This is a genomic window from Thalassospira sp. SN3W (assembly GCF_038070535.1).
Taxonomy (GTDB): domain Bacteria; phylum Pseudomonadota; class Alphaproteobacteria; order Rhodospirillales; family Thalassospiraceae; genus Thalassospira; species Thalassospira xiamenensis.
Map to the genome: position 1 here is coordinate 1,710,075 of NZ_CP121124.1, position 13,663 is coordinate 1,723,737.

At 52.8% G+C, this 13,663-nt stretch carries 8 protein-coding genes; 5 read left to right on the plus strand and 3 right to left on the minus strand.

Going from position 1 to position 13,663, the window contains the following annotated elements; genetic code table 11:
* Positions 1–25 precede the first annotated feature (25 nt).
* The 5 genes from P8T57_RS07600 (at position 26) to imm40 (ending at position 10,077) form a co-directional block, all read left to right on the plus strand.
* Positions 26–1,390, plus strand: a complete 1,365-nt coding sequence (locus P8T57_RS07600; protein ID WP_341365059.1) for a formimidoylglutamate deiminase — start codon at positions 26–28, stop codon at positions 1,388–1,390.
* Positions 1,387–2,091 carry a GntR family transcriptional regulator gene (locus tag P8T57_RS07605; RefSeq protein WP_341365060.1) on the plus strand — a complete coding sequence of 235 codons (705 nt, stop codon included), beginning with the start codon at positions 1,387–1,389 and terminating at the stop codon, positions 2,089–2,091. Before P8T57_RS07600 ends, P8T57_RS07605 begins: the two co-directional genes overlap by 4 nt.
* A gap of 333 nt (positions 2,092–2,424) precedes the next feature.
* Positions 2,425–4,146, plus strand: a complete 1,722-nt coding sequence (locus P8T57_RS07610; RefSeq protein ID WP_341365061.1) for a ShlB/FhaC/HecB family hemolysin secretion/activation protein — start codon at positions 2,425–2,427, stop codon at positions 4,144–4,146.
* Positions 4,147–4,161: 15 nt separating this feature from the next.
* Complete coding sequence (locus P8T57_RS07615) at positions 4,162–9,741, plus strand: DUF637 domain-containing protein (protein ID WP_341365062.1); 5,580 nt, start codon at positions 4,162–4,164, stop codon at positions 9,739–9,741.
* A gap of 42 nt (positions 9,742–9,783) precedes the next feature.
* Positions 9,784–10,077, plus strand: a complete 294-nt coding sequence (gene imm40, locus P8T57_RS07620; RefSeq protein WP_181850011.1) for an Imm40 family immunity protein — start codon at positions 9,784–9,786, stop codon at positions 10,075–10,077.
* Positions 10,078–11,062: 985 nt separating this feature from the next.
* Here imm40 and thpR read toward each other — a convergent pair.
* The 3 genes from thpR to P8T57_RS07635 form a co-directional block, all read right to left on the minus strand.
* Positions 11,063–11,608: an RNA 2',3'-cyclic phosphodiesterase gene (gene thpR / locus P8T57_RS07625; RefSeq protein WP_341365063.1), complete on the minus strand. Its 546-nt coding sequence runs from the start codon at positions 11,606–11,608 to the stop codon at positions 11,063–11,065.
* A gap of 67 nt (positions 11,609–11,675) precedes the next feature.
* Positions 11,676–12,542 carry a pirin family protein gene (locus P8T57_RS07630; RefSeq protein ID WP_341365064.1) on the minus strand — a complete coding sequence of 289 codons (867 nt, stop codon included), beginning with the start codon at positions 12,540–12,542 and terminating at the stop codon, positions 11,676–11,678.
* Positions 12,543–12,593: 51 nt separating this feature from the next.
* Positions 12,594–13,634 carry an NADP(H)-dependent aldo-keto reductase gene (locus tag P8T57_RS07635; RefSeq protein ID WP_341365065.1) on the minus strand — a complete coding sequence of 347 codons (1,041 nt, stop codon included), beginning with the start codon at positions 13,632–13,634 and terminating at the stop codon, positions 12,594–12,596.
* Between the last annotated feature and the right edge of the window lie 29 nt (positions 13,635–13,663).

Genomic DNA, 13,663 nt, shown 5'->3' on the forward strand with positions numbered 1-13,663 from the left:
ATCACTGTCAAGACGGGTAGAAGCAATGACGGTTCTCTGGGCAAATCAGGCACTTACCACCAAAGGTTGGGAAAACAGCGTCCTGATCGAGATCGATGAAAGCGGCAGAATCACAAAGGTTCAGGCCGATTCCCCTGCCACCGGAAACCGCGTTGGTACGCTTCTGCCCGGCATATCAAACCTGCATAGCCACGCGTTTCAGCGTTCGATGGCCGGACTGACCGAAAAACGCGGCCCCGATCCCCGTGATACCTTCTGGACATGGCGACAATTGATGTTCCGCTTCCTGGATCAGCTCACCCCGGATCACGTGCAGGACATTGCGGCCTTTGTGCAAATGGAAATGCTCGAAGCCGGATACGCCAACAATACCGAGTTCCATTACCTGCACCATCAACCGGGCGGCGTTCCCTATGACAATATCGCCGAGATGGCCGAACGCATTGCGGCGGCGGCAAACATCACCGGTATCGGCCTGACGCTTCTGCCCGTGCATTACCAATTCGGCGGTTGCGACAAACGCCCGCTGGGCGCGGGGCAAATCCGGTTTGGCAATGATCCGGAACGCTTTGCCAAATTGTATGAGGAAAGCGAAAAGGCGTTGAAATCCCTGCCGTCCGACACACGCATGGGGGTGGCCCCCCATTCGCTGCGCGCCGTTGGTCGCGAGGACCTGATTGCCACCACGCGGCTGTCAAAGGACGGTCCGGTTCACATGCATCTGGCCGAACAGGTCGCCGAGGTCGAGGAAGTCGCGGCATCCTGGGGCAAGCGCCCGGTCGAATGGCTGCTTGAACATGCCGATGTCGATGAAAACTGGTGCCTGATCCATTGCACGCAAATGCAGGAACACGAAACGCTTGGCCTTGCCAGAACCGGGGCTGTTGCCGGGCTTTGCCCGATCACCGAAAGCAGCCTTGGCGATGGTATCTTTGATGGTGTGCGCTATCTGAATGCGGGTGGAAATATCGGTGTCGGATCGGATTCCAACATTCGCATTTCACTTTCCGAAGAACTCCGCACGCTGGAATACAGCCAGCGTCTGCGCGATAAATCGCGTGCCGCCCTTGCCACCCCGGAAAAATCCACCGCCCGCCGGTTGTTCGATGCGGTTGCCAAAGGCGGCGCACAGGCCGCAGGCCGCGATGCAGGCCGGATCGAGGTTGGCGCACTGGCCGATCTGATGGCGCTTGATGGCGCGGCAGTTGACCTTATCGGTCGGACAGGCGATACGATCCTCGATACATATGTCTTTGCCGGAGATGATCGCATGGTGCGTGATGTCTGGTCGGCCGGTCGCCATGTCGTGACCGAGGGCCGCCATATCGCACATGATACGATCACCGACCGGTATCGCAAGGTGATGGAACAACTCAAGGAAGCGGTGTGAGCACCACCACGGAACTGACAAACTGGCAATCGGTCCATGACGAGGTCCTGCGCCGCATTCACACCCGTGAATGGAAACCGGGCGACCAGATCCCCAAGGAAGTCGAACTGGCCGAGGAACTGGGCTGCGCGCGCGCGACCGTCAACCGGGCGCTTCGCGAACTTGCCACCGAGGGCTTCCTTGACCGCCGCCGCAAGGCCGGAACACGCGTCGCGACTCATCCGGTGCGGCGCGCGCGGCTTGACATCCCGGTCATACGGCTGGAGATCGAGGGCCGCGGCCAGAAATACGCCTATGCCCTGCTGTTTCGCGAACGCCGCAGCCCGCCGCCGGAAATCTGCGCCAATCTGGGTGTAACACCTGACAGCGACATGTTGCATATCACGTCGCTGCATCTGGCGGATGGCAAGCCCTATATGTTTGAGGAACGCTGGGTCTCGGTCGCCGCGACGCCGGAAATTGTTGATGCTGATCTGTCCAAAATCAGTGCCAATGAATGGCTGGTGCTTCATGCCCCCTACACCAAGGGCGACATTTCATTTTCCGCCGTGCTGGCTTCCGAAAACGAAGCCGAAATCCTGCGCACGCAAAAGAATGAACCGCTGTTCCTGATCGAGCGCACGACCTGGGAAGGGGAAAAAGGCATTACCTCGGCCCGGCTGGTGTTTGCACCGGGATATCGGATGCATACGGCACTTTAAAATACGCCTACATTTCTGAGATGAACGCATGTGCAGACTAACTTGCCGCGCTTCAATAAATCTTAAAAGCACCCACCATGCAAGTTATATGGCAGCAGTTAAACTTAAACCGCCTTTCCCACAGACATTACTGAATATAGCTCAGCCAAAAGGATAGGATAATATTAGAATTTATATCCACATAGATGAAATCAACTGACCATATGTCTATTTAAACTACTCCTTTGCAGAAGTTGCGCCGCACAAAAAATTCTCATAGGTTCGCTCTACTCTCTTGGTTTTTGAAACAAACTATAAAAGCAAAAAGCCGAGACTAGGGGCGATCTTGAGACGATGCGAGGCAGAAAATTTGCCGTGTTATTCTTGCTTACGGGGGTTTTGCAAGGAGAACTTTCCGTTGCTGCGCGGGCACAAACACCATCACAACGCGACCAGATTATCAGACAACAAGAGCAAATTCTGCGGCAACAGGAAGAACGTTTTCGACCTGAAGATCCGTTGATTCCCAAGGAGTTACCTCCGGGGTATGAGAAGCCTGTACCGCCGAACAAAACCGGAGATAGCACAAAGTATCCGTGTTTTAATATTCAGCGTATCGAAATCGACGGCTGGGAAGCCGATCTTCGCCCTTTGATTTCCCAATTCGAGATGCAATGCATCAACAAAGCCGACATCGACAAAATGCTAGAGATTCTCACAGATCATTTTGTCGAGAATGGCTATGTAACGACCAGAGCCTATGTGCCAGCCCAAGACCTAAGCTCCGGAATCCTCACGCTGACTGTTATTGAGGGTAAAGTTGAAAATATAAAACCCTCCACTCCCAATGTTTTATCAAATGGTCAGATTGTTACTGCCTTTCCGGGGCTAGAAAAACAAAGACTGAATCTAAGAGATTTTGAACAGGGCCTAGATCAAATAAACAGGCTGCCAAACTCCAGTGCGACAGTGGAGTTTGAACCCGGCTCGAAGCAAGGGCAGTCAATCGCGGTTATTGATAACACGATTGATAAAAGCTGGAGGGTTAGCGCTGGCCTTGACAATTCCGGCAGTGAAGCAACCGGAGAATTACAACAAACTTACAGTGGCGAAGCCTACAACTGGTTGGGGTTCAATGACCTTCTAAGTTTATCTTACGGACAAGACACGGAACCTGCCTCATCTCTGAAGGCAAGCAGAAACAAAACCGGTTTCTTCTCGGTTCCATACGGATACTGGCTGCTATCATTATCAGCAAACTACTTCGAGTACAGAAACCAGATTGAAGGCACCGTACAGGACTTCAAAAGTTCGGGCACTTCAACCACATGGCGCGCAGACCTTGCGCGTGTTTTACATCGTGACCAGACGAGCAAAACAACGCTGTCATCGTCATTCACCCACAAAAAAACAAAGAACTACATTGAAGACGTTTTGCTAGAGGTCAGCAGCCGACGCCTTACGATACTTGGCTTGAATATCAATCACAGCCGTCGACTTGGGCCAGGACTGGTTTCAGCTTCTGTAGGTTATGAAGCTGGCATCAAGGCCCTTGGTGCAAAGCAAGATGATGACAGAGCACAAGATTCACCAGAAGCCCAATTCGAGAAATACACCGCAGACCTTACAGTCATTCAGAATTTTGAAGTTCTGGAAACACCATTCACTGTAACCAGCGGGATGCGTGGGCAATGGAGCCCAGATACGCTCTACGGCAGCGAGCGCATATCGATTGGAAGTCTTGGAACGGTACGCGGTTACAAAGAAAGTTCCATAAGCGGTGACACCGGTGGCTTTATCAGAAATGAACTGGCGCTTCGTTTCCCGATTTCATCTCCCCAGCTCTCGCAAATTGCTAGCGAAATCCAACCATTTGTAGGCTTTGACTACGGTGTCATATCCCAAGACGCCTCAGAACTCTTTGAAGGCGGCAGAATTTCTGGATGGTCGGCAGGGTTCAAGGTTCGAGGCCCCTATCTCAATCTGGCGTTAACCTATGCCCGCCCCATTGATGCATCTTCCTTTGTTAACCGGCGCAATTCTGAAATTTATTTCTCAGCCAATTTGGCATTTTAGGGAGCACTGGGAACCATGCTCAAATCACTTGCTACGAAATTTCTCAGTGTAACTCTTAGCACAATTATTGTGATACAGCCTGTCATGGCGCAGGTTTCGGTCGATAGTCAGGCCGCATCAAACAATCAGGCATCTCTTGGAGCTGCTCCGAACGGTGTGCCAATTGTCAACATTGCCACACCGAATGGCGCGGGCGTTTCACATAACAAATTCTCAGATTTCAATGTTGGATCGGAAGGCCTGATCCTTAACAACAGCCGAAATGTCGGGCAATCCCAGCTTGGTGGTGTAATTGCAGGCAATAGCAACCTACAGTCCGGCACAGCTCGCCTCATACTTAACGAAGTTACCGGCGCAAACAGGTCTAACCTTCTTGGCTATCAGGAGATTTTTGGCCAGAGCGCAGAATATGTACTGGCAAACCCCAACGGCATCACCTGTAACGGCTGCGGCTTTATCAACACGCCACGCGCCACATTCAGCACCGGCAGACCACAGTTTGATGGTACCGGGGATTTACTTGGACTGGATGTTGAAACCGGCGATGTGCTGATTGATGGTGCAGGTCTTAATGCCAACAATACTGCTTATTTTGACATCATAAGTCGTACGGCAAAAGTCAATGCAGATCTGCACGCTGCGGATTTGTCCATCATTACAGGACGCAATAGCGTCAACTATGAAACGCGCGAAGTAACTGCAAAAGCAGATATCAGCACGAAGCCAAGTGTTTCGATAGATTCCAGCATTCTTGGCGGAATGTATGCCAACCGTATCCGACTAATTGGCACCGAACAGGGCGTGGGAGTTACGGTAGCAGGCGATATGGCCGCATCCAGCGGCGGTTTGACAATATCAGCTGATGGCAAGATCAGCGTTAATAATGTTGCGTCCGAACAGAATATTGATATCGCGTCAACATCCGATGCCGTCGACGTAAGTGGCACCCTCCAGGCCGCTCAAACCGCCCGCATCGCTACAGATCAGGACATTGATGTCGGGGCAAACGCAGCTGTTAGCGGTGACACAATAGACATCCAAGCAGCAAGACTGAACAATGCCGGGAAAATCAAAGGCGGACAGCAAACAACAATTGAAACCACGCATATTGATAACGCCGGAACGATCATCGGGATTGGCGATGTTTCGATTGTTTCAGCAACTTTAAACAATCAGGAAACCGGACTAATCAAATCGGATGCCAATGCCTCCATCCAGAGCACTCTGGCAAATGAGGGCCACTTGGAATCTGGAGGAAAACTCGAGATCACAAGTACCAGTGATCTGGTCGTAGGCGGCGTTCTGAGCGGCGGTAGCAGGCTTATATTAAGGGCCGCAAACGACCTCACCATTAACAGCGAAGAAGTTTTTGCCGCTGGCCCGGCGGAGCTAACGGTCGGCGGTCAACTGGTCAATAATGGCAAACTTTCAATTGCGGGCGATCTTGCCGGAACAATTGAAAACCTTGTTAACAATGGTGAGTTTCAGGTCGCCAATGACCTTTATCTGACAGTTAACAACAATTTCGAGAATCGCGACCTTGTTTTTGCCGCGGGCGATCTTTCATTCTTTGTCGGCGACACCCTTTTTAATAGCGAAGGGACATTGATTGCAGGTGGAGATATCACCTTGCAAGGCCTTGATGATGGGCGCATGGCATTGCTTGACAATGCATCATCAACAATCGAAAGCCTTGAAGGCGACATTAATATCAAGGCGGATCAATTGCTTAATCGCAAGCTCCGTTTTGCGATGTCTGATCAGAGAACTTTTAATCAATACTACGCCGCAAATCATACAACACATCCAGGATGTAACAGTGTTCCGGGAGCAGGAATATCACCCGAAGGTTGCGCCTATTTCTCGCGCGGGACAATCGCCTACGTTCCACATCCCTGGAGAAGCAATTACACCAGCTATTACAGCTCTGTATATGGTGGTGGCGGCATCACCGTCAGTGTCTATGAGAATGTTGTTTCGGAAGACTCAGCCAAATCCGTTATCTCTGCAGGACAGGATATTGCCGTTGAAGGCGGCACAATTAAAAATGACAAAAGTGATATTCAGGCTGTTCGTAACATTACCCTGACAGGGACAACCCTCGAAAATACCGGGTCGCAAGCGACCCGCCGTCTCTATCATTCCGCCTCTGTAAATGACACTCATGCTCGTTGTTATGGAGGGCCCTGCCAATGGTTCGAGTTCAATCACTCGGCGAAACTTCTTGAATCAGAAGTCATCGCCAGCCATGACGCTCAAATCGTTGCAGGCGGAATATTCAGCGGCTCCTTCACCGGGCAAGTCAATAACACCACAATCGTTCAAGGGGCTGCAAGCCTGCCGTCCGGCGGCATTTCCTATGTCGATGAACTGGTCGACGCAATTCCCGACCCAGCGAATATCCCGGTAACCGCAGCCCCAGAAGGTGGCACTTATGTTCCGCCAACACCCGGATTGTTTAAAAAAGCATCCGAGGATCAGGATTACATTTACGAAACCCGGTTTGAGTATACGGATTTTGGCACATTCTATGGATCCGATTACTTCTTTGATCAGATAGATGTCGATCAATCGATTATCGAAGACTTGCCCAAACGACTTGGTGATGCGTTCTTTGATACACGACTGGTACGCGAGCAGGTTCTGGCCGAGACCGGAAAACGGTTCCTCGGCAACGCCGAAAATGACGCAGCGCAAATGCGTCAACTTATCGAGGCGGCAGCGGCCCAGAAACAGGGGGTGGGGCTTAGTGTTGGCACAGCCCTTTCAGCAGAACAGATAGCAGCCCTGACCGAAAGCATTATCTGGTATGTCGAAGAGGAAGTGAACGGACAGACGGTTCTGGTACCCAAGCTTTATCTGGCAATCAGTGACAAAACCGATCTGACACCACAAGGCGCAATCATTGCCGCCAATGACATCCAGATGGTCGCAGATTCCATCGCCAATTCTGGAAAGATTTCCTCAACCGAAGACCTATCTCTGACAGCACTGGGATCGATTATCAATGTCGGCGGAACTCTAAGCGCAGGCGAAGATTTGCGGCTTGTTGCTGCGACCGGTGACGTCATCAATATGTCCGTCACAGACCGGGCAAGCGGTAGTGACGGTTATCAGGACATGCTGATTTCCAAAGGCAGTATTTCGGCAGGAAACACACTTTCCGTCGAAGCCGGTCGCGATATTGTCAATGAAGGTGCTGATATCGCGGCTGGTGGCAACGCAACACTGCAAGCAGGCGATGACATCACCTTCGCCGCAACTGAAATTTCGCGAAATGTTGCCTATGACACCTCCGGTTTCAGCCTGGAGCAACGCAGCACCCATAATAAGGGTTCGAACGTTACCGTTGGCGGCAATCTGTCAATCAAATCCGGCGGGGATGTGACCGTTGCCGGAAGTCAGGTTTCAGCAGGCGGCAACCTTGATCTTGAAGCAGATGGCAATGTTCATGTCGTTGCCCTTCAGGATTACGATTACCAGCACAGCGAACGACGCAAAAGCAATTCCTTTAACTCCGGCACGCGTGAGGCCCTGACATCTGTCATCTCCTCACTGCAGGCCGGTGGAACCCTTAATGTCGTTTCCGAAAATGGCGATGTTCTGATCAAGGCATCCAAACTTTCGAGCAAAGAGCAAACAACGCTTTCAGCCGAAGAGGGCCAGGTTGCCCTGCTTTCGAATACGGATTCTCTTTACGAACATAAAATCCGCGAATCATCAAATTTCGCATGGTTCAGCAATCGCGACACCGGCCATATCGATGAAACCGTTGTCATGACTGAAATAACCGCAGATGGCGGCCTGATCGTCAATGCGGGTAACGGTGTCGTTATCGAATATCGCGATACCGGAAATCTCGAGGAGTCCGTCGCAGCCCTTTCGGCAACGCCCGGCCTTGAATGGATGGGCGAGATGATGGAGCGCGACGACGCCACATGGCACGCGGTTCAAGAGGTCCATAAAAACTGGGATTATAAGGCCGAAGGCCTAAGTGGTGCAGGAGCTGCGGTTATTGCGATTGCAGTTACGGCCATCAGCATGGGCACGGGTGCGGGAGCCGCCCTAGGCGCCTTGGCGGCCAATGGCATGGGTACAGCAGGGGCTATTGCCTCCAGCGTCAGTGCCGCCGTATCCGCTGGCTTCACAGCCCTGGCAAGCACGGCCGCCATTTCACTGGTTAACAACAAAGGCGACCTTGGTGCCGTTCTAAAAGAACTCGGCTCCTCTGCCACCCTGCGCTCACTCGCAACCAGCATGGTGACCGCGGGAGTTACGGCTGGAATTATTGGCAGTATCAACGCTGATGGCACCGTAATTGAACTTGGAAAAACTGCGGAAATTAGTGACCAGATTGCATATCAGTCAATCCGCGCCCTGACAGACACGGTTGTAAAAACCGCGATCAATGGCGCGGACCTTGGCGATGCACTTAAAGAAAACATTATCAGCTCCGTCGCCAGTATTGCGTCCGCCCAGCTCGCCAAGCAGATAGGCGATTTGTCTAACACCGATCAATGGAACCTTGAAGAAGGCGACATCCGAAAAGTCGTTATGCATGCCATTGCCGGATGTGGCGTGGGGCAACTTTCAAGTCAGAGCTGCGCTGCTGGAGCCATTGGTGCAGGCCTGCAGGAAGTTTTGGGTGATCAGATTGACGCGATGTCCGACGACGAAGCAACTCGCGCACAGATTGCCGGTCTGGCCGGTGCGATTGCCGTTGCCTTGACGGGCGGGGATGCAGAGGAGGTTAATACCGCTTCTGAGATCGCCAATGCGGCCTGGACCTATAACCGAGAACTCCATCGGGAAGAAAAACAACTCAACATTTTGCTCGCAGAAGAGATGAGCAAGGAGAGTGGACGCACACCATTCCAGGAACGCGAACTTCTGGATCGTGTGAGCTGCCAGATCGTCCAGTGCGGTGCCACGACGGGAGCCATTGATCCGGAAAGTCAACAATATGCGGAAATGATCGAAAACCTGTGGGATCTTTATCCCAAGCAGATGGCTGTTCTTGCCGCAGCATCCGGTGTCATGACGTTTGAGAACGGCCAGCCAGTTTACAGCTACACCCGGATGGATCAGGTTTTTGACAATGATGTTCCGATTGAAGCACCAGGCCTTGTCTTTGGCCTTGCAACGGGTGGTGCAACAGGGCTTCTCAAAGTCGCCAGCAAGGAACTTGCCGTTCTTGGCAAAGTCATCGTCAGGAACATGCTGGATAATCCCGCAGCGATTGGTGCAAGCGGCAAAACAATTGCCCAAAACGTTGCTGCTGCTGCGAAGCAGGCGATGCAGAGAATTTCAACAGGTAAGGAAAATATTGATACCATCAATGATTTCTTCACGGGAGCTAAGTACTCACAAAAAGTGATAAATCAGATCAAAACAGGTGATTATCATGCTTTTCCGGATAGTGTTCTTGCATTCCAAGAGGCAGGACATGTGACGAAAATTACTGGAGGCGATGGTGTCGTGCGTGACATGTTGAAGATTCCCGGAGAATACAGAGGAAAGAAAGGCGTTTTTGAGTTCATTAAAGAAGCTGACGGAACTATTAATCACCGACTATTCAAACAAAATGTGGAATAATGATTTATGTGCCCTATTTGGTCCACGGAAATAGATTCGATTTTGAGTGTTGGATTTTCTGCCAACCACTTAGGAATAAAAAACTGGGTTCTAGATCGGGAAAAAGCTATTCGGGCAATCGCTCAGCTTGAGAACTTGAGAATTCCAGTACTTGGCGGCGATGTATTCGAAATTGAAGACGGGAAAATCTATCAGACTTATGACAGTTGGTACTGCGATCAAAAATATGACGAGAATGACTCGCATTTTATGAAAAGAAGCATAATAGAAGCTAGGAATTATATTTTAAAATACCCTCAAAAAAAGATGGGCTTTTCAATAGTTCCCAAAGTCTAAGGAAAAATGGGAAAGATTTACTTTCTCAAGTTAACTGGCAATTACTGGTTTTTGATGAAATCGTCAAAATCATTGGCAAAGTGGTGGAGCAAAGGGCACTGGGACGACCACGAAAAACAGGCACATAAAAATGAAACTGCCACCCCTTTTTATTATCAGATTTCCTGAAAAAAGTTCTTGATTTGTTCTTTTAATTGTGTCACAAGAGTCAAGTCAACGGGACAAAAGCACCCGGACCGAAACCCGCAAAGCCTTGTAGGCTCTGCGGGTTTTTGCGTTTGGGGCCGGATCAAAGAGGTGATCAGGATGCAGCGGCAAGGATTGAGGCAGGGCGGTGGGGTAATCCGCAGGATATGGGTCGGCGGATGGCGGAGCCATTACGGCGGCATTCTGACCAGACGCTAACAGGTTTCGAAAACGCTTATTTGTCATGACGGGAGAGGTGCGTCTTATCGGGGAAGGACCCCGGATTTGCCGGAAGCGGCAGCGATGGCAGCAGTGACGGCATCGGATTGTGGCCCGTCGGTGGTAGACAGGCTGGGGGCAGTATGCCCGAAGTCCGTCTGCTGGTGAAAATGGCGAACGCCCGAAGTGTGTCTGGGTCGAGGTGGCAGGTTGCCGCCGTGGCCGAAGCGGGCAACGAGCCGGTGGGCCATCTGTGGGTCGTCAGTTGGCGAGGTTACTGGGGGCCCGAGGTGTGTTCAGGCTTCATGGTCGTGGCATTGGCGAAGGGGCCGGAGCAGGCGCGAGGCTGTGGGCGTCTGGTGGTGAGGCTGGCGAAAGGTCGGGATTTGTCCGGCGTTGCCCGAAGTCCTGCATCGCTGGAAGTCGCTGTGGTGCAGGCCGTGAGCATGATGGTCGTCTGTGGGACCCCAGGTTTGTTCGGGCTTCGTCAGTTGCGGGGTGCCCGGTTTGGGGTTGGGTGTCCTGCTGTTGTCGCTGTCATGTTGACGTGGTCATGGGGGAAAACAGGGCAATGGAAGCATTACCCGTTTGATCCGTCATAGGCCGCGACCACCCGGAATTCCGGGCCATCGGCGGTGGAGTGGCTTTCATACAGGCAGAAGCGATCAACGGTGAAGCTGCGCGAGGTCAGGTCGATATTGTCAGCCACCGCCTGTTCGACGGTCGCACGGGCGGCGTCGCGGTTGCGGCTAAGGGTGATGTGCGGGTTGAATTTGCGCATATCCATGTCCGGGCATTCTTCAAGCCGCAGCAATGCCTTTTCCACGCGGTTTGCAAGACTGTGCAAGGCGGGTTGATCAGTGACACCGGCCCAGAAAATGCGCAGTTTGCGGGCAGACGCAAAGATGCCAAGGCCCTGCACGCGAAGGTCGAACGGTTCGAACGGGAGTTCGGAGAGGGCCGCATCGATTTCACGGGCCAGACCGGGATCGACATTGCCGATGAATTTCAGCGTGATGTGCATGTTTTCCGGGGTCTGGGCATCAAGCCCCCTGATCCCGCGCGCCAACGGGTAAAGGTCGTCGGCAATATCAGCCGGAATTTCAACGCCAACAAACAAACGCATATTCGGAACTCACGCACGGAAATCTGGCGGGTGGGATTTGATCGTTAAGTGGACGACCGCCCGGTATTTATCCGGTCGAACGGCCCGGCAGCGGGATGATGTCGTCCTCGCCCGGGATTTGCGGGAAGCGGCCCGAAGCCCAGTCGGCCTTGGCCTTATCGATCCGTTCCTTGGAACTGGAAACGAAGTTCCACCAGATATGGCGATAACCGACCGGCAACCCGCCGAGCAGCATCACGCGGCAATCGGATTGGGCGACGATATCGGGAATTTCTTCGGGCGCGATATAGATGAAGTTTTCCGGCTCATACAGATCGCCGTCAATGCGCAGGCTGCCGGAAACGACATAAAGGGCGGCTTCCTGATTTTCGCCGGGCAGCAGAAGCTGCGCGCCGGCATCCATGCGGACATCAAGATAAAACAGCTTGGACTTGACCGGAACCGGGGCGGTTTTGCCGAAGGCCTCGCCCGCGATCAGGCGCATATGCAAACCGGCATCTTCGATAATCGGCAGGTCATCCTTGGCGATATGGAAAAATTCCGGGTCGGATTCTTCTTCGTCTTCGGGCAGTGCCGCCCATAATTGCAGGCCATCGAGTTTATGATGGCTGTTGCGCACGGCATCGGTTTCGCGTTCGGAATGGGTGATGCCGCGCCCGGCACTCATCCAGTTGAGATCGCCCGGCTGGATTTCCAGAAGACTGCCAAGGCTGTCATGATGGCGGATCGCACCTTCGAAAAGGTAGGTGACGGTGGCAAGGCCGATATGGGGATGCGGGGCAACGTCAACCCCCTGCCCCGGCTCGAACGATGCCGGTCCCATGCGATCAAAAAACACAAACGGACCGACAGACCGGACTTCGCGATGTGGCAGGACGCGGCGCACGGACAGGGGACCAAGATTGGCTTCCTTGCCGGAAATCAGTATAGACATGCGCCGCCTCCTTTTTAAGTCTGCTTCAGACCTATCTGGTTCGTACCTGCCTTACGGGCAAGGGTTCGGCCAGGTGGTGTGGATTTTCTCGATCTCGGCCAGAACGTCGTCGGACAGTTCAACATAGGCAGAGCCGATATTTGATTTGAGCTGTTCCATGCTGGTCGCACCAATGATGTTGGCGGTCAGGAACGGGCGGGTATTGACGTAAGCCAGCGCCATCTGTGCGGGATCAAGGCCGTTATCCTTGGCGAGTTTGACATAGGCCTCGGTCGCCTTGATGCCATTTTCCGTCAGGTAGCGGCCGAAATATTGCGGCCAGATGGATGAACGCGCGCCTTCCGGGCGGGCACCGCCGAGATATTTGCCCGACAATGCGCCACCGCCCAATGGCGAATACGCCAGAAGACCGGCATCTTCGCGGATCGAGCATTCGGCCAGACCGACTTCATAGGTCCGGTTCAAAAGCCCATAGGGGTTCTGCACCGAAACCACGCGCGGCCAGCCTTTTTTCTCGGCCAGTTCAAGGAACTTCATCAAACCCCACGGGGTTTCGTTCGACAGGCCGATATGACGGATTTTGCCCGCCTGCACCAGATCATGCAGGGCTTCGAGGGTTTCCTCGATCGGGGTGAATTCCTCGTTCGCGTCATGAACGTAACCGAGTTTGCCAAAGAAGTTGGAATTCCGGTCCGGCCAATGGAGCTGATAAATGTCGAGATAGTCGGTTTTGAGGCGTGTGAGCGAACCGTCAATCGCCTCGTTGATCTGTGCGCGGGTCAGGCGCGGGCCACCCCGGACATAGGGAAAACGTTCTGCCGGGCCGACAATTTTGGACGCGATGACCAGATCATCGCGACGGCCGCGTTTTTCCAGCCAGTTGCCGATGATGGTTTCGGTTCTGGTGAAGGTTTCTTCCATCGCCGGGACCGGATACATTTCGGCAGTATCGATGAAATTGATTTCATTGGCGGTGGCGTAATCGAGCTGTTCGAACGCTTCGTCCTGCGTATTCTGCTGGCCCCAGGTCATGGTACCCAGGCAAATCACACTGACATTGATGTCAGTCCGACCCAATCGACGATATTCCATAGATCAATCCCCTTTTGCGCCCTGATTGG

Bases quoted from the DNA above. Each gene is read 5' to 3' on its own strand.
- P8T57_RS07600 (WP_341365059.1), top strand. From the start codon at position 26: ATGACGGTTCTCTGGGCAAATCAGGCACTTACCACCAAAGGTTGGGAA.
- P8T57_RS07630 (WP_341365064.1), bottom strand. From the start codon at position 12,542: ATGTCTATACTGATTTCCGGCAAGGAAGCCAATCTTGGTCCCCTGTCC.
- P8T57_RS07635 (WP_341365065.1), bottom strand. From the start codon at position 13,634: ATGGAATATCGTCGATTGGGTCGGACTGACATCAATGTCAGTGTGATT.
- P8T57_RS07615 (WP_341365062.1), top strand. From the start codon at position 4,162: ATGCTCAAATCACTTGCTACGAAATTTCTCAGTGTAACTCTTAGCACA.
- P8T57_RS07610 (WP_341365061.1), top strand. From the start codon at position 2,425: ATGCGAGGCAGAAAATTTGCCGTGTTATTCTTGCTTACGGGGGTTTTG.
- thpR (WP_341365063.1), bottom strand. From the start codon at position 11,608: ATGCGTTTGTTTGTTGGCGTTGAAATTCCGGCTGATATTGCCGACGAC.